The 15,357-nt window shown below is 55.0% G+C and carries 15 protein-coding genes; 6 read left to right on the top strand and 9 right to left on the bottom strand.

Translation table 11 applies throughout. The annotated features are described in order from the left end of the window. Positions 1–40: 40 nt before the first annotated feature. Complete coding sequence (locus Pelsub_RS13425; RefSeq protein ID WP_267896291.1) at positions 41–1,462, bottom strand: aldehyde dehydrogenase; 1,422 nt, start codon at positions 1,460–1,462, stop codon at positions 41–43. Between the two features lie 152 nt (positions 1,463–1,614). On the opposite strand from Pelsub_RS13425, the gene Pelsub_RS13420 reads away from it, so the two are divergent. Genes Pelsub_RS13420 through Pelsub_RS13405 form a run of 4 tightly spaced genes read left to right on the top strand, consistent with a single transcriptional unit; the run spans position 1,615 to position 5,134 of the window. Next, positions 1,615–2,229: a peroxiredoxin-like family protein gene (locus Pelsub_RS13420; RefSeq protein WP_116225548.1), complete on the top strand. Its 615-nt coding sequence runs from the start codon at positions 1,615–1,617 to the stop codon at positions 2,227–2,229. 25 nt (positions 2,230–2,254) lie between these two features. Further along, positions 2,255–3,217, top strand: coding sequence for an HlyD family secretion protein (locus Pelsub_RS13415; protein ID WP_158675119.1), 963 nt, complete (start codon positions 2,255–2,257; stop codon positions 3,215–3,217). Between the two features lie 13 nt (positions 3,218–3,230). Then, the gene (locus Pelsub_RS13410; protein ID WP_158675118.1) at positions 3,231–4,391 is read left to right on the top strand and encodes an ABC transporter permease; all 1,161 of its coding nucleotides are present in this window, start codon (positions 3,231–3,233) and stop codon (positions 4,389–4,391) included. Continuing rightward, a complete protein-coding gene (locus tag Pelsub_RS13405; RefSeq protein WP_116225545.1) occupies positions 4,388–5,134 on the top strand; it encodes an ABC transporter ATP-binding protein in 747 nt (248 codons plus the stop codon). The genes Pelsub_RS13410 and Pelsub_RS13405 overlap by 4 nt, the downstream gene beginning before the upstream one ends. 22 nt (positions 5,135–5,156) lie before the next feature. Here the strand turns inward: Pelsub_RS13405 and Pelsub_RS13400 are convergent, their stop codons facing one another. The 5 genes from Pelsub_RS13400 to Pelsub_RS13380 form a co-directional block, all read right to left on the bottom strand. Further along, positions 5,157–5,906, bottom strand: a complete 750-nt coding sequence (locus tag Pelsub_RS13400; RefSeq protein ID WP_116225544.1) for a hypothetical protein — start codon at positions 5,904–5,906, stop codon at positions 5,157–5,159. 89 nt (positions 5,907–5,995) lie between these two features. After that, positions 5,996–6,757 carry a phosphate ABC transporter ATP-binding protein gene (locus Pelsub_RS13395; RefSeq protein WP_162844827.1) on the bottom strand — a complete coding sequence of 254 codons (762 nt, stop codon included), beginning with the start codon at positions 6,755–6,757 and terminating at the stop codon, positions 5,996–5,998. Continuing rightward, the gene (pstA, locus tag Pelsub_RS13390; protein WP_116225542.1) at positions 6,757–7,641 is read right to left on the bottom strand and encodes a phosphate ABC transporter permease PstA; all 885 of its coding nucleotides are present in this window, start codon (positions 7,639–7,641) and stop codon (positions 6,757–6,759) included. The genes Pelsub_RS13395 and pstA overlap by 1 nt, the downstream gene beginning before the upstream one ends. Next, positions 7,638–8,522 carry a phosphate ABC transporter permease subunit PstC gene (pstC, locus tag Pelsub_RS13385; RefSeq protein ID WP_116225541.1) on the bottom strand — a complete coding sequence of 295 codons (885 nt, stop codon included), beginning with the start codon at positions 8,520–8,522 and terminating at the stop codon, positions 7,638–7,640. The genes pstA and pstC overlap by 4 nt, the downstream gene beginning before the upstream one ends. An 11-nt stretch (positions 8,523–8,533) precedes the next feature. Then, the gene (locus Pelsub_RS13380; RefSeq protein ID WP_116225540.1) at positions 8,534–9,418 is read right to left on the bottom strand and encodes a phosphate ABC transporter substrate-binding protein; all 885 of its coding nucleotides are present in this window, start codon (positions 9,416–9,418) and stop codon (positions 8,534–8,536) included. A 134-nt stretch (positions 9,419–9,552) separates the two neighbouring features. Between Pelsub_RS13380 and gyrA the strand changes: the two genes are divergently transcribed. After that, positions 9,553–11,994 (top strand): DNA gyrase subunit A, encoded by a 2,442-nt coding sequence (gene gyrA, locus Pelsub_RS13375; protein WP_116225539.1) that lies wholly within the window; start codon positions 9,553–9,555, stop codon positions 11,992–11,994. A gap of 78 nt (positions 11,995–12,072) precedes the next feature. On the opposite strand, the gene Pelsub_RS13370 is transcribed toward gyrA, so the two are convergent. From Pelsub_RS13370 to Pelsub_RS13360, 3 genes are all read right to left on the bottom strand, one after another. After that, positions 12,073–13,284 (bottom strand): hypothetical protein, encoded by a 1,212-nt coding sequence (locus Pelsub_RS13370; protein ID WP_116225538.1) that lies wholly within the window; start codon positions 13,282–13,284, stop codon positions 12,073–12,075. A 78-nt stretch (positions 13,285–13,362) separates the two neighbouring features. Next, positions 13,363–14,157 carry a biotin--[acetyl-CoA-carboxylase] ligase gene (locus Pelsub_RS13365; RefSeq protein WP_116225537.1) on the bottom strand — a complete coding sequence of 265 codons (795 nt, stop codon included), beginning with the start codon at positions 14,155–14,157 and terminating at the stop codon, positions 13,363–13,365. 95 nt (positions 14,158–14,252) lie between these two features. Further along, positions 14,253–14,669, bottom strand: a complete 417-nt coding sequence (locus Pelsub_RS13360; RefSeq protein ID WP_116225536.1) for an Hsp20/alpha crystallin family protein — start codon at positions 14,667–14,669, stop codon at positions 14,253–14,255. A gap of 152 nt (positions 14,670–14,821) precedes the next feature. Here Pelsub_RS13360 and Pelsub_RS13355 point away from each other — a divergent pair, with 152 nt between their 5' ends. After that, positions 14,822–15,217 (top strand): hypothetical protein, encoded by a 396-nt coding sequence (locus Pelsub_RS13355; RefSeq protein ID WP_126440549.1) that lies wholly within the window; start codon positions 14,822–14,824, stop codon positions 15,215–15,217. Positions 15,218–15,357 lie beyond the last annotated feature (140 nt).

Below are 15,357 nucleotides of genomic sequence, written 5' to 3'. Positions count from 1 at the left end.
TTACTTCTACAATTCTTTTTGCAAAACATGTTTTAAGATATTACTTCAAAAACATCTTCACCATCTTCAGCATCCCCTCGCTATAAGGCTGGTACCTCATCTTCAGGTCGATCCAGTTGGCCTTGTTCACCATGCTCTTGTAATGCGTGAAGGTATCGAAGCCGGCCTTGCCGTGGTAGCTGCCCATGCCGCTCTCGCCCACGCCGCCGAAGCCCATCTCGGTGGTGGCCAGGTGGATGATGGTGTCGTTGATGCAGCCGCCGCCGAAGGAGATGCGCCGTGACAATTCGCGCTCCTGCGCCTTGTCGGTGGTGAACAGGTAGAAGGCCAGCGGGGTTGGGTTGGCCGCCACGATGGGGTAAATATCGGCCGTCTCGCGAAAGGTCAGCACCGGCAGCAGCGGCCCGAAGATCTCCTCCTGCATGATGGGGCTGTCCAGCGTAACGTCCGTGATCACGGTCGGTTCCATGCGCCGCGAGCCGTCGTGCTGGCCGCCCATGTAGATCGTGCCGCCTTCCATCAATCCCAGCAGGCGCTGAAAGTGCTTTTCGCTGATGATGCGCCCGTAATCGGCATTCTCCAGCGGCTTTTCGCCGTATTGTTTATGTATCTCGGCTGCCAGCAGCGCCAGGAATTCGTCTTTGATGTCCGCGTGCACAATCAGGTAGTCCGGCGCCACGCAGGTCTGGCCCACGTTGAGGAACTTGCCGAAGGCGATGCGCGCCGCGGCGGTTTTCAGGTCGGCGCTGCGGTCCACGATGCAGGGGCTTTTGCCGCCCAGCTCCAGCGTAATGGGGGTCAGGTGCGCGGAGGCTTTTTCCATCACCAGCCGGCCGACTGTTTTGCTGCCGGTGAAGAAGATGGTATCGAAGGGCTGGTCGAGCAGCGACTGGTTCACGTCGCGCCCGCCGGTCACCACCGCCGCGATTTCGGGCTGGAAGCATTCCCGTACCAATTCAACCACCAGCGCGCTGGTCGCGGGGGAGTAAGCGCTGGGCTTGACCACTACCGTATTGCCGGCCGCCAGCGCGTCTATCATTGGGGTGATGGACAAATAGAAAGGATAATTCCAGGGGCTCATCACCAGGGCACAGCCGTAAGGGGAGGGCAGCCGGAAGCTGCGCGCGCTGAACTGCGCCAAAGGCGTGCGCACGCGCTGCGGGCTTGCCAGGCGCGTCAGGTTTCGGCGCATATAGGAAAGTTCGTCCAGCACCATGCCGACCTCGGACATATAGCCTTCGAAGCGGCTTTTGCCCAGGTCTTCGCGCAGCGCTTCCAGGATCTCTTCTTCGCGCGTTTCTATCGCGCTGCGCAGCCGTCCCAGTGCTTCCAGGCGCGCAGACACTTCCAGCGTTTTACCGGATTGAAAATAAGCCTTTTGGGCTTGAATAATTTCTGATATTTCCATGTGTCGTGTTGTTCCCATCCCCCCGAGGGCGTTGACCTTTCTGAAGGGTTTTATGGCTCTATTTTACCGCTTGCTGGGTAAGTTGAGTAAATTGTCCAGCTGGCTAAGATAATTAATATTTCGCAAATATTTACAAACCTTTAATTAATTTATATTTTTCTAATGAAATCCCTGTATGATAGGCATAGGTCAAATGCAGAGTGGATATGAAAAAAAGACATCTATTGAACTTCAATGATCCCGCGCCCGATATGGAGGTGCTGGATGTCAAAGGTAAAACGGTAAGGCTTTCCAGCCTGTGGGCCAAACGCCCGCTGGTGCTGGCCTTCACGCGCCATTTCGGCTGCACCCAGTGCAAAGAGATGCTGGACGAGTTGGTGGCTGGCAGAGCCAAAATTAAAAAAGCCGGGCTGGATATCGCCGTAGTCACCCAGGGCGTTCCTGAAGAAACCAGGTTGTTTGCGGAGACGCATGCGCCCGGTTTGAAAGCGCTTTCCGATCCGGAACGCAGGGCTTACCAGGCCTATGGGCTGGAACGCGCCACCATCTTCCAGACTTTTCTGAATTGGAAGGTCCTAAGGGCAGTTTCCAATGCTCGTAAGAAGGGCTACCAGGTGGAAACTCCGCCCGAAGGACAGGACGCTATGCAGATGTCCGGCACATTCATCATCAGCCCGCCGGGGCGCATCTTGCTGCCGTTTTATTACGACCACATCGCCGATCATCCCGCGCTGGATTTGCTGCTGGAGGGCGTGCTCTCCACACCCTGGGACCAGCCCTTTGAGGGACCTATCGGCGTGAATGAAGAAGAAAATCATTAATGGAATTATTTCAGGAGTACTTTATATGAAAAAGGGAATCTTACTTAGTTTGATTTTGGTTGCTGCCGTGCTGCTTTCCGCTTGCGGCTCTGGCAAAACTTCCGCGGAGGCTGCCCAGGCTACGGAACCGGATTATTTGATCGCTGAAGGCAGCCTGCTGCCGGTCAAGGCTTTGGATATATCCTTCTCGGTTTCCGGCCAGGTGCACAGTGTCGAGATTACGGACGGCCAATCGGTGCGGACCGACCAGGTACTGGCCCGCCTGGACGATGTGCCGGAGGCGGACGCGGCGCTGGCCAAAGCGCGCCAGGATGTATTGGATGCGCAGGTGGCGCTGGATGATTACAAAGCCTCCGGCGCGCTGAACCTGGCCCAGGGCCAGCTGGAGGTCATCCTCAGCAACAGCAAATATAAAAACGCCCGCGATAATTTCCTGGACGGCCGCTCCACCGAGCGCAAAGCGCGCATGGATGAAGCCGAAGCCAACTTGAAGCTGGCGGAAGACGCTTACGCCCAACTGGAGGACAACGAAGGGCTGGATCCGGATCAGTTGGACGCGCTGGAAGCGCGACTGGCCAGCGCCCAGGCTTCTTTGGCAAGCGCTCAGGCCGCGGTGGACGCGCTGACCCTGCGCGCCAGCATGAATGGCACGGTGGTGGATGTCGCCATCATACCCGGCCAGCAGGTGACAGCCGGCGAGCTGGTCATGGCCCTGGCGGATTTCTCCGGCTGGGTGATCAAGACTGACAGCCTGACCGAGTTGGAAGTGGTTAATGTTACCGAGGGCCAGGCCGTGCAGGTCATCCTGGATGCGCTGCCCGACACGGTTCTGAAGGGCACCGTCACCAATATCAACGAGCGTTTTGAAGAAAAACGTGGCGATATCACCTATACCGTTACCGTGCAGTTGGACGAAACCGACCCGCACATGCGCTGGGGGATGACCGCCGCGGTGTACTTCCTCCCGCCGGAGGAACAGGGTTCATAAAATGAAACAGGTCATGGAAATTTCTGCTTTTCTGGCTTTTAAAGAAATTTGGCGCAACCGCGGGCGTTTCCTGCTGGTCGCGCTGGTGATTGCCCTGATCACATTGCTGGTACTGTTCATCGCCGCGTTGGGCGAGGGGCTGGGCAACGGCAACCGCGAATACCTGTCCAAGCTGGATGCGCAGTTGATTGCCTTCCAATCCAAGTCGGATTACCTCATCGGCGCCAGCCGCCTGGATCGCGACCGCCTGGCTTCCATCGCGCGCGTGCAGGGCGTGGCGGATGCGGGCATGTTGGGCGCTTCCAGCGCCAACCTGATTTTGCCGGGCCAGGAAGAACCGCTCAAGGTGGCTCTATTGGGCGTCGAACCCGGCCACGCCGGCGAACCGCCGGTCGTGCAGGGGCGCCAGTTGGGCACCAAGCTTTCCAACGAGGTCATCATTGACCGCAATACCGCCCTGCGCAGCGGGTTGGCGCTGGGCGACACGCTCGAGATGCGCGTGACGCAGGGCACCCGCGACGAATACTACAAGCTGCGCGTGGTCGGCATCAGCGGCGGCCAGCAGTATTCGCTGCAGCCTTCTATTTTTGTGCCCTTCTTCACCTGGGATAAGGTGCGCCCCAAATCGGAGGCGGAGATCAACAGCAGCGACCCGATTGCCAACATCATCCTGATTAAGCTGGACGACCCTGCCCAGGCGGACGTGGTGCGCCAGCGCATCCTTTCGCAGGTCAACAATATCGAAGTGGCCACGATTTCCGAAACCATTCAGGCTCTGCCTGGCTATTCCGCCCAACAGAGCACGCTCAACACTCAGGGTGGTTTCACCCTGTTCATCGGCTTGCTGGTAATAGGCGGCTTTTTTCAAATCCAGATTCTGCAGAAGGTGGCACAAATCGGCGTGCTGAAAGCCATCGGTACCACCAACAAGGTTGTGGCGGCCACCTTCATCATCCAGATTTTCATGATTACGGTGATTGGCGTGTTGATTGGCAGCCTGCTCACGTTCCTGTTCTCGCTGACCTTCCCGCCCACCATTCCGATTGTGTTCAACGGTACGACTTCCGCCATCGCGATTGTGGCGCTGCTGCTGATTGGTCCGCTGGGTGGCCTGGTATCAATCCGTTACGCGGTGCGTATTGAACCGCTCAAAGCCCTGGGGTTATCCTCATGAACGCGCAAACGCAACCCGAATTTGCCATCGAGACCCGCGTGGTCGTCAAGACTTACCCAAGCGATTTCGGCGACATCCAGGCTGTGGACGGCGTCTCCCTGCAGGTGCGCCCGGGTGAATTTGTGGCCCTGGTCGGCCCCAGCGGATCCGGCAAGACCACCATGCTTTCCATCCTGGCTGCGCTGCTCAAACCCACTGCCGGGGAGATTTACCTGGATGGGCAGAACATGCATGAGCTGAGCGAAAACGATCTGGTTACGCTGCGGCGCGAGAAAATCGGTTTTACCTTCCAGGCCAACAACCTGGTGCCTTACCTGACGGCAGTCGAGAATGTGGAATTAATGCTGCGTTTGAATGACAAACTGGATAAAGCCGGCAAGCTGCGCGCGCGGGAATTGCTGGCGCGCCTGGGGTTGGGTGAGCGCCTCAACAACCTGACCGGCCAGTTATCTGGCGGCCAGCAGCAGCGCGTGGCCATCGCGCGCGCCCTGATCCACAATCCCAGCCTGGTGCTGGCGGACGAACCCACGGCCAGCCTGGATACCGAACGGGCCTATCAGGTGGTGGAGACTTTCGCCGGACTGATCCACGAGCAGCAGCGCGCCGGCATTATGGTCACGCATGACCTGCGCATGTGCGAATTTGTGGACCGCGTGCTACAAATGCGCGACGGCAAACTGGTAAAAGAGTATACGGATAAAGCGTCCATAATGAAGATGGTGCGCGGCCGGGCCAATGATTGAGTCTCTATACGTAGCGTATATGCTATCGCGGGCCGGCGCTATTGAAGCGCAGACGTAACCCGCTATAGGTGTCGGAGATATAGGTCAGCAGTGTGCGGGCGAATAAAGATGCGCCCACCATTTCCAACGACTCTTCTATTGTCGACAGCAGGTTGAAATTAAAGTTTTCCAGCCCGTGCTCGCTGGCGAAAGAACCGCCAATCAATTCCATCCCCAGTGCTCCGCCCAAATATACGGCCGCGGACAGGATGAATCCTATTCGGGCTTTTGTGGTCAGGTTTTTCAGGAACTTTAGGAATAAAAATCCGAGGAAGATGATTGCGACCAACGCCGGAATTACCCAGGTGAAATAAAAATAGGAGGGCAAATCGTCGCCCAATTGCTGGCGTACGGGCGTCATCAATTTCTCGTGGATGCATGCGCCTTCATCAAAGGTGAGGAATAAGAATCCCACAGTTAAAAAAATCCAGGTGCCCAGAAGCGCGGCTTTTTCTTTCTTCTTTACCATTGTGATCAGCGCTAACAGCAGGCAATCGATAAATAACAGGAAAACCGAATAGATAGAAGGCAGACTTAATTCCGTATCCACATCCCATAAAGCGATGGTTTTGGTCAGATCGGCGTGTTTGAAATAAGTTAGGTATTGGCAGTACAAGCTGGCGGCTGCCAGCAGCAGGGCAATGCCGGTTAAAATCCAAAAGATCTGTTTTGGGCTGATGCGGATTTCTCGTGCAGGAGAATTCCCACCTGAGAGCGGTTGTTTACTATTCATGTGGATGACCTTGTTTTATTAGAACACGTAAATTATACAAAGATTCTGGTTAAATAGGCAGGGCTGTTTTCAGCGGCTTGCGAACGGACTTAACCGAAGCGGCCTTGTACGTATTCTTGCGTGCGCTTGTCCCGCGGATTGATGAACATGCTTTCCCCATCGGTGTATTCCACCAACTCGCCCTGCAAAAAGAAAGCAGCTTTATCAGCCATGCGCGCGGCTTGCTGCTGGTTGTGCGGTACCAGTAAGATGGTGTAATCCTTTTTAGCCGTTTCAAGGAATTCCTCGATTTTCGCGGTGGAAACCGGGTCGAGGGCTGAGGTGGGTTCGTCCAGCAGGATCACTTCCGGTTTCAACGCTAGCACGCGCGCCAGGCACAACCGCTGCTGCTGCCCGCCGGAGATGGAGGCAGCCGGATCGTCCAGCCGGTCGTAAATCTCATCCCACAATACAGCCTCGCGCAGGGCTTGTTCCACGCGTTCGCTTAATTTCTTCTTATCGCGCATTCCGGCCACTTCCAGGCCGAAACTGACATTCTCAAATATGGTCAGCGGCAGGGGAATGGGGCGCGAGAAAACCACGCCGATGCGCCGCCGCAGCTCAACCACATCCGTATCCTTGCCGAGGATATTCAGATCACCCATGCGGACTTCGCCGCGCATCTCATCAACGTCCGAAAGGTCAATCAAACGATTGAGCACTTTCACGAGGGAGGATTTTCCGCCCCCGGAGGGGCCAAAAGCCACTGTGATCAGGTTCGGTTGAATATCCAGGCTGACGCCCTTAAGAGCCTCTTTCCCGTCGGAGTAGCGCAGATACAGGTCGCGGATTTGGATTTTAGGTTCGGTCATTACCATTGCCTCTTGGCGCGCGCGCGCGAACGGATCAGGGACGCGATCAGGTTCATGCCCAGCACGAAAACCATCAGCACCAGCACAGTACCATACTGGACGCCGGAAGACATGCCCGGTACTTGTGTCGAGATCACATAAATGTGATAAGGCAGCGCCATGGTAGCGTCTAATGGAGAGGAGGGCAGGTGCGGCAGGTAAAAGGTTGCGCCCGTGAACAGGATCGGCGCGGTTTCACCCACAGCCCGCTCCAGCCCCAGGATAATACCGGTTAGAATGCCCGGCAGGGCTTGCGGCAGGATCACGCGCGTAATGGTTTGCCACTGCGTGCCGCCCAGCGAAACGCCGACCACGCGGAAGCGGTAAGGCACGCTGCGCAGGGCTTCTTCGGTCGTGGAAATGATCACCGGCAGGGTCATAATGGAAAGCGTCAGCGAAGCGGATAGGATGCTGATGCCGAAGTTGCAGAATAATACGAACAGGCCCAGGCCAAACAGCCCATACACAACGGAGGGCACGCCTCCCAGGCTGATAATGGCTACGCGGATGAACCGTGTCCAGTAGCTGTCCTGCGCGTATTCCGACAGGTAAATGCCGGCTGCGATGCCCAGAGGGATGGAAAACAGGGCTGTGCCGGCCATCAGGTAAAACGTGCCTACGATGGCGGGCAGAATGCCGCCGGCGCGCATACCGTCGCTGGGCATGCTGGTCAGGAATTCCCAACTGATGTGCGATCCGCCTTTGACGATGATGTAAACAATTATCCCCAAAATCGGCAGGACTGTGATTAGCGAGATCAGGCGTATGAACGAGAAGCCGATTTTTTGAGACTGTTGGCGTGTGATGCCAAAACGGGATTCTTTCGGTTCCGGGTAGCGTCTCATGAGATCACCTGGCCTCTCTCCTGCTTGGATTTTCCCTGGACGGTGGAGGAAGAAATGTTAATGATCAGGGAGAAAATAAACAGGATGATGCCGATGAAGAACAGGACGTGGTAATGCACACTACCGCTGGCCACCTCGCCCATCTCGGATGCGATTGTGGCGGTCATGGTGCGCACCGGCATGATGACGGATTTCAGGCCGGAGAAAGTGGTGGCGGCGTTGCCGGTCACCATCATGACGGCCATGGTCTCGCCCAGCGAACGCCCGATACCCAGCATCACGGCGGTTAGCAGCCCGTTGCGGGCAGCCGGCAGCACCACGCCCCAGATAGTCTGCCATTGGGTGGCGCCTAACGCATAGGATGCGTCGCGGTAGGAGTTGGGCACTGCGTACAGCGCGTCCTCGGCAATGGAGACAATCGAGGGAATCGCAATCATGGCCAACAGGATGCTGCCACTAAGGGCGGTCAGCCCGGTGGGCAGGTTGAAGAATTCCCGCAGGAAGGGTGACAGCGCCTGGATGCCGATGAAACCCAATACCACTGAGGGGATGCCTGCCATGATTTCCACGGTCGGCTTGAGGATTTCCTTCACATTTTTTGGCGCGATTTCGCCGATGTAAATGGCCGTGCCGATGCCCAGGGGCAGCGCGATCAGGATGGACGTAAACGTAACCACCAGCGAACCGCTGATTAACGGCAGCAGGCCGAATAAGTCTTCAATGGGGTACCAGCGCCCGCTGAATAAATCTTTCAGTGAGACTTCGCTCAGGGCGGGCAGTCCTTCACGGACCAGGAACACAAAGATCAGGAGAATAAATAGGATACTGGATGAACCGGCAATCTTAACGGAATTAGTGATAATTTTTTCTGATCGTTTCATGTTTTCCTGTGCTAATCCAGAATGGGCACAAATCCCAGATCTGTGACAATTTCCTGCGCTTCGCTGGACAGGATCCATTCCAGGTAATCTTTGATAATGCCTTCCGGTTCGCCGCGCGTGTACATATACAGGCTGCGTGAAACCGGATAGGTGCCGTCGATCACGGTCGCTGCCGAGGGCAGGATATAAGCGCGGCCCTCTTTGGAAGCCAACGCGACAGTTTTGACATCATCGGTGATGTACCCCAGGCCGTCGTAGCCGATGGCGTTGGGATTGTCGCTGACCTCCGAAATAATGCCCTCAGAGGAGGGCAGCAGCAGTGTATCGGCGGAAAAAATATCGGTATCTTCCTCGTCACCCAAACGGATGACTGTTTCCAGAAAATAAACATGGGTGCCGGAGTTGGTTTCGCGCGACAGGCGCACAATGGGCCGATCCTCGCCGCCGACTTCGCTCCAGTTGTTGATTTCTCCCTTATAAATGCGGGAAACTTGGTCAAGGGTTAACTCGGAGACAGGGTTTTCGGGATTGACGATCACTCCGATGGCGTCGTTGGCAACGATAATTTCGTGGGGTTCAAAGCCTGCGGACTCCGCCTGTTCGATTTCTAAATCTTTAATCTGGCGCGAGGCGTTGGCAATATCAATGGTGCCATTGATCAGGGCGGTGAAACCGGTGCCTGACCCGCCGCCGGTGACCGAAATTTGAATGTCGGGGTATTCTTCCTGGTAACGTTCCGCCCAGGCCAGGGCCAGGTTAACCAGAGTGTCCGAGCCTTTGTTTTCAATATAGTATGAACTGCCAACTGACTGCGTGGAGTCTTCCGAGGAGGAAGAACCGCAGGCGGTTAAGATTAAAATTCCGGCAATCAGGATAGGCCATGTCCAACGTTTCATTACCAAAATTATAACTGAAGAGTGCCAAACATGATTTATAATCAATCGGTTTGTCGGATCCAAATTCCCTTCAAAGCCTCGAGAACGTATCAGTTATAATCATTGTTGAAATATGATTTTAAGGAAATGGCTGCATGGAAGTTAGTAATATAAAACAAATTGATATCGACCACGAGATGCGAACCTCGTACATCGATTACGCCATGAGCGTAATCGTTGCGCGTGCGCTGCCGGATGCCCGCGATGGGTTCAAACCGGTGCACCGCCGCATTCTTTATGCCATGAATGATATGGGCATTCGGTCCAACACCGCGTACAAAAAATCTGCCCGTATCGTTGGTGAGGTACTGGGTAAATACCATCCTCACGGCGACGCTGCGGTTTATGATTCCATGGCACGTATGGCACAGGATTTCTCCCTGCGCTACCTGATGGTGGATGGACAGGGTAACTTTGGTTCGGTCGACGGTGACCCGCCGGCTGCCATGCGTTACACCGAAGCCCGCATGGGCGTGTTAGCCGAAGAAATGATGCTGGATATCGACAAGGACACGGTCAATTTTGTCGATAACTTTGATGGCTCCCTGCAGGAACCTGAAGTACTGCCCGCGCGGCTGCCCAACCTGCTGCTCAATGGGGCTTCCGGTATCGCGGTGGGCATGGCCACCAATATTCCCCCGCACAATTTGCGCGAAGTTTGCCGCGCATTAATATATGTGATTGATAACCAGGATTCGGTCGATGATATTACGGTCGAGGACCTGATGAAATATATCCCCGGACCGGATTTTCCCACCGGCGGTATTGTGGTTGGCGCGGAAGGACTGCGCCAGGCGTATTCCACCGGCAAGGGCAAGATTACCATGCAGGGTCGTGCGACCATTGACGACCTGAAGGGTAATCGCTATCAGATTCGTATTTCGGAGATTCCCTATCAGGTCAACAAGACCAGCCTGATTGAACGCATCGCCGACCTGGTGCGCAGCGATAAGCTGCCTGAGGTTTCCGACCTGCGTGATGAATCCGACCGCAACGGTATGCGCATCATCATTGAATTGAAACGCAACTCGCAGCCGAAACGGGTGCTCAACCGTCTGTTCAAATACACCCAACTACAATCCACCTTCGGCATCAACATGCTGGCTCTGGTGGAAGGTGAACCGCGCCTGCTTTCGCTCAAACGTTCGCTGCAGATTTTCATCGACCACCGCATGGATGTCATCACCCGCCGCAGCCAATTCGAGCTGGAAAAAGCCAAGCATCGTGCCCACATTTTGGAAGGGCTGCTGATCGCGCTGGCGAATTTGGATGAGGTTATCAAAACCATCCGCACCTCGCCCGATTCGGACGTTGCCAAAGAACGCTTGATGACCCGCTTCAAACTCAGCGATATTCAAGCGCAAGCCATTCTGGATATGCAGCTGCGCCGTCTCTCCCAATTGGAACGCGAAAAGATTGAGGATGAACACAAAGCCTTAATGGAACGCATCGAATATTTGGAGGATTTGCTGGCGCATCCCAAGAAAATTCTGGCGCTCATTCGCGAAGACTTGGACGAGGTTAGCAAGAAATATGGCGATAACCGCCGCACTTTAATCGCGGGCGGTAATTTGGAAGACCTCAACGAAGAAGACCTGGTTTCCGACGTCCCCGCTTTGGTGACAATTACCCGTAACGGTTACATCAAACGTACCCAGCCGGGCAACTACCGCACCCAGGCCCGCGGCGGCAAGGGCGTGATTGGCCAATCGGTCAAGGATGAAGATGAGATTGATATGCTCATCTCCTGCCGTGCCCTGCACACGCTGTTGTTCTTCTCGGACCGCGGCAAGGTCTATTCCGAAAGAGTATACGAATTGGCCGAGTCCGGACGCAATGAAAAGGGTACGCCCATTGTCAACCTGTTGGCGCTGGAGCCCAATGAACGCATCACTACCGCGGTGACGGTGCCTGATTTCAAGGCTGCCGAATACATCGTGGTTGCCACGGCCAAAGGCCGCGTCAAACGCATGGCCCTGTCTGATTTTGAAACCGTGCGCGTCTCCGGCTTGATTGCCATTAATTTGGATGAAGGCGATGAACTGGGCTGGGCGCGCCTGACCAGCGGCAATGACGACCTGATCATGGTCACTGCCGGCGGTAACGCCCTGCGTGCCAAGGAAAGCGATTTCCGCCCCATGGGCCGTTCGGCCAGAGGTGTAACCGGCATCAAGCTGAATGGAGACGACCGTTTGACAGCCATGGAAGTGGTGGTTGAAAATGCTTCCTTGTTAGTCGTGACGGAAAAAGGTTTCGGCAAGCGCACTAACCTGAAACAGTACCGCGTTCAGGGCCGTGCCACTAAGGGTGTTGCCACCATTGACCAGAAGATGTTGGATAAGATTGGCAAAATCGCTTCGGCGCGGGTTGTTGAAAAAGGCGACCAAGTCACCTTCATATCCAACAACGGCATTATGCTGCGTTTGAACGTGGACGACATCACCAGTTCCAGCCGCGCCACCAAGGGCGTGCATCTGATGAAGCTGGATAAGAACGACAGCATCGCGTCCCTTGGGCGTATATCTGACGCCAAGTAATTAATAGAAGAAAACAACAAAAATCCGCTCACTGGGTTTGTCACAGTGGCGGATTTTTTTGTTAAGCGTATTGCCTATTTATGCCGGCTGGCTGTCCAGGGTTCGCATGAATTCCCGCACCAGTTTCGTGTTGTCCTGCAGGGCGATGATGTGGTGATTGCCGCAGGGATGGGTTAGGAAGTAATGCACGTCTTCCTCCAGTCGGATTTCGATCTGCGTGCGGCACAGGTTCTTCTCTTCCAAATTCGCCAGGATCTCAATGTCTGACAGGAAGTAGCGCTTCATGTCCGCGCTGACCTTGAAGATCAGGCCCTTCTGTTCGGGGATTATTCCGTCCACCGCTACGCCGATACCGGATTCGTAATGGGTCTTCAGCGTATAGCTGCCGCCCATATTGAGGGGCAGGGTGCAATGCGCCACTACCATGCGGTTGTCCTGTACCATGATGCGCGAGGGATTGACCATGAAACCCGGTTCCCCCAACAGGGATTGCAGGATCATCATGCTGATCAGCGCGGGTACATCCCCTTCACAGGATGCGGGAATACCCTGCGCGTTGAGCAGCGCCAACGCGATACACCCGGTGCTTTGTAGCGGTTCCAGCAAATCAAAACAGCGCACGGTCACGCCGCTGAGGTGATAGTCTTCAACCATCTCCTGCAGAGCGCCGTAGATATTCAGCGCTTTCTGCAATTCTTCCGGCGCGAAGGCGTGGCTGCGCAGATCATTGATCAATTCGGAGTCGGGCATAGTTTCATGCCTGGCGCGTTCAATCAGTTCCTCGATGGGCAGTTCCAGAATTTCACAGCCCAGTTTTTCTTTGATCTGCCGGGCATCCACCTGACTGGCAATCAACCAATCTGATGGTTTTCCGATCACGCCCAAAACAGCACCGTTCAGGTCTTGATGGGTTTTCTGGATTCTCTGCAAATCCATCAGGCGTGCGGCAATGCTGTCCAGCTCGCCGTGGATGATCTCGCCCGGCTGGCCGTGCGCTTGCAGGTAAGTCAGGATTTCCAGCGAGGCAGCCAGCGAATTGTGTTCGCCGCTGGTCAGCAGGTGTACCGGCCGCGGCAGCTTGTCCAGCATGGATAAAAAGGCGTTTTCCGTTCCACCGGTCAGGATGAAAACCAGAGGAATGGCGTCTGGTTCGAATTCTTCGGGGTTTTCCACCCATTCCAGCGGGATGTTTATGTGGTTTTGCAGTTCATGGATGAATTCATGGCCTAACCGGGTTCTTTCGCCACCGAGGGCGATAAGGGAGTGAATTCCCAATACTTGAAATTTCATGTAATTCCTTTCCATTAGTGGTTGGTTGTTGTTATGAAAGGTTTTTAAATTGTAATACCGGCTGGAATGGCAGGCGAATTATTCTCTTGGCCGCAGGCGCAGGTCGCCAACCGGATAACTGTTAATCTGTCCGTTTTCATCCAAAAGGCGCAGGCAGCCGTCCGAACCGACGCCCTGCAGGATGCCGCTGACCGGGTCGCTGCCCGTCGCGCTCAAACTGACCATCTGGCCTTTGAAAGCCAGGTGCTCGTTGAAATCTGCCAGAAAAGCTGCGCCGGTCAATTCCCCGCGCAGGCTGATGAGCTGTTCCAATACAGACGCCAGGAAAGCATACCGTTCAATCGGCAGGGCGCAGTGCGCTTGCAGGCAGGTGGCCGGATAGAGCAGGCCTTCATCCGGCGGCACGGAACCGGGCAGGATGTTGATGCCGATGCCCAGCACCAGCCCGCTCAGCTTATCGCCCTGCCAGGCGCTCTCGGCCAGGATGCCGGAGGTCTTGCGCCCGTCCAACAGCACATCGTTGGGCCACTTGACCAGCGCGCTGCAGCCGCACATGATTTGCGCCGCTCTGCGCACGGCGCTGGCGCCCAGCAGCGCGAACAGGCTCAGATGCGCTGCTTCCGCGGGAGTGGGCCGCATGACCAGGCTGAATGCCAACGAGGTGCCCGGCGCGGTGACCCATTTGCGCCCGAAGCGGCCGCGCCCGGCGCTCTGCCGTTCGGCCACCAACAACGTGTTATCCTCGGCGCCCTGCGCAGCCAGCAGCAGGCCCTGCGCGTTGGTGGAATCCGTTTCCTCGAAATACAGCACGCGGGCTAACGGGAGCGCGCTTAAGGCTTGGGTGAGTTGGATTGGGGTTTGGTTTTCTTGCATGCGTCCATTATAGTAAATTTCCGCGCGGGATTAAACAAAAAGAGCGGTGGTTAGCCGCTCTTTTTGAAAGGAGAGTCAATAATCTGGTAATTTGTTTACTTGCTGGCGACCTTGATGGTCTTCGGTTTGGCTTCTTCGGCCTTGGGAATGACCAACATCAGGATGCCGTTTTCCATATGTGCGTCGGCTTTGGCGGCGTTGAGTGTATCCGGCAAAGTGACTGTGCGCACAAACTTGCCGCTGGGGCGTTCCTGCAAAATGTAGTTCGCCGTTTCGTCGATGTCGTTCTTGAATTCACCCTTGAGGGTGACGTTCTCGTTCACGATCTGAATTTCGATGTCCTCAGGTTTCAAACCGGGCAGCATGGCGCTGATGGTGAATTCGTCATTCACTTCTTTGACATCCACCGGGAAATAAACCTGATTTTCACCAGGTCCCCATTGTTCTGGGAATTGTTCCCAATAGCGGTAGCGCGGAAATCTTCCATAAGGGGTTCGAATATAGACTGTCATCGTTCACCTCACATAATTATTTTATTTTCTAACTTGACACTATCATAATTCCCCTATATATATTGAATATAAGCAAAGCATCTATGTTTTATAAGAAAGACGCTGCGGGTTGCCAATGCTGTGGTATCATTTCCGACTTGGAGAAAAAAACAATGGATGACAAGATCACCATTATCGAAGGTCCCCCGCCGGTGTTTGAGGACACCAACGACGGCTGGGCCATTGGGTTGAATGAAAGCCCAATGCTATACGATACCATTTTCACGCAGGTGCGCACATTTAACGGCCCGGCGCTGGTAGAACGCTGCCATCATGCCTGGAAGAAAAGCGGTACTATCTATCTGCATTACCGCAATGAAATGGGTGTTGAGGAAAAAGCGCCCATCGTGGCGGCTCGATCGGTTGAGACAGACGACGGCCAGGTGCTTCTGCTCTGGCTGCGCCAGCTGCCCACTTTCGAGGACTTGCAGGAGTTCATGGAATCCTCCGATGACGATTACGACGATGAAGATTTCGATGACGACGATGGAGATGATTTCGTCGAATAAGGTTTAGTCTGGATGTACCTGATAAAACGCCCGCAGTATGCGGGCGTTTTTTTTGACTATCAACGGCTTTCCGCAAAACGGATTGTGTTACCATTTGTTTCCGGTTCTCAGAAAAGAACCAGAAGGGCTGCGGATCCTGT

It is taken from the genome of Pelolinea submarina (assembly GCF_003966975.1).
GTDB lineage: Bacteria > Chloroflexota > Anaerolineae > Anaerolineales > Anaerolineaceae > Pelolinea > Pelolinea submarina.
This window is presented reverse-complemented; position numbering and strand designations above follow the sequence as displayed.

Excerpts from the sequence above, each read along its gene's own strand:
- Pelsub_RS13420 (WP_116225548.1), top strand. The coding sequence starts at position 1,615 with ATGAAAAAAAGACATCTATTGAACTTCAATGATCCCGCGCCCGATATG.
- Pelsub_RS13415 (WP_158675119.1), top strand. The coding sequence starts at position 2,255 with ATGAAAAAGGGAATCTTACTTAGTTTGATTTTGGTTGCTGCCGTGCTG.
- Pelsub_RS13410 (WP_158675118.1), top strand. The coding sequence starts at position 3,231 with ATGGAAATTTCTGCTTTTCTGGCTTTTAAAGAAATTTGGCGCAACCGC.
- Pelsub_RS13405 (WP_116225545.1), top strand. The coding sequence starts at position 4,388 with ATGAACGCGCAAACGCAACCCGAATTTGCCATCGAGACCCGCGTGGTC.
- Pelsub_RS13400 (WP_116225544.1), bottom strand. The coding sequence starts at position 5,906 with ATGAATAGTAAACAACCGCTCTCAGGTGGGAATTCTCCTGCACGAGAA.
- Pelsub_RS13395 (WP_162844827.1), bottom strand. The coding sequence starts at position 6,757 with ATGACCGAACCTAAAATCCAAATCCGCGACCTGTATCTGCGCTACTCC.
- pstA (WP_116225542.1), bottom strand. The coding sequence starts at position 7,641 with ATGAGACGCTACCCGGAACCGAAAGAATCCCGTTTTGGCATCACACGC.
- pstC (WP_116225541.1), bottom strand. The coding sequence starts at position 8,522 with ATGAAACGATCAGAAAAAATTATCACTAATTCCGTTAAGATTGCCGGT.
- Pelsub_RS13380 (WP_116225540.1), bottom strand. The coding sequence starts at position 9,418 with ATGAAACGTTGGACATGGCCTATCCTGATTGCCGGAATTTTAATCTTA.
- gyrA (WP_116225539.1), top strand. The coding sequence starts at position 9,553 with ATGGAAGTTAGTAATATAAAACAAATTGATATCGACCACGAGATGCGA.
- Pelsub_RS13370 (WP_116225538.1), bottom strand. The coding sequence starts at position 13,284 with ATGAAATTTCAAGTATTGGGAATTCACTCCCTTATCGCCCTCGGTGGC.
- Pelsub_RS13365 (WP_116225537.1), bottom strand. The coding sequence starts at position 14,157 with ATGCAAGAAAACCAAACCCCAATCCAACTCACCCAAGCCTTAAGCGCG.
- Pelsub_RS13360 (WP_116225536.1), bottom strand. The coding sequence starts at position 14,669 with ATGACAGTCTATATTCGAACCCCTTATGGAAGATTTCCGCGCTACCGC.
- Pelsub_RS13355 (WP_126440549.1), top strand. The coding sequence starts at position 14,822 with ATGGATGACAAGATCACCATTATCGAAGGTCCCCCGCCGGTGTTTGAG.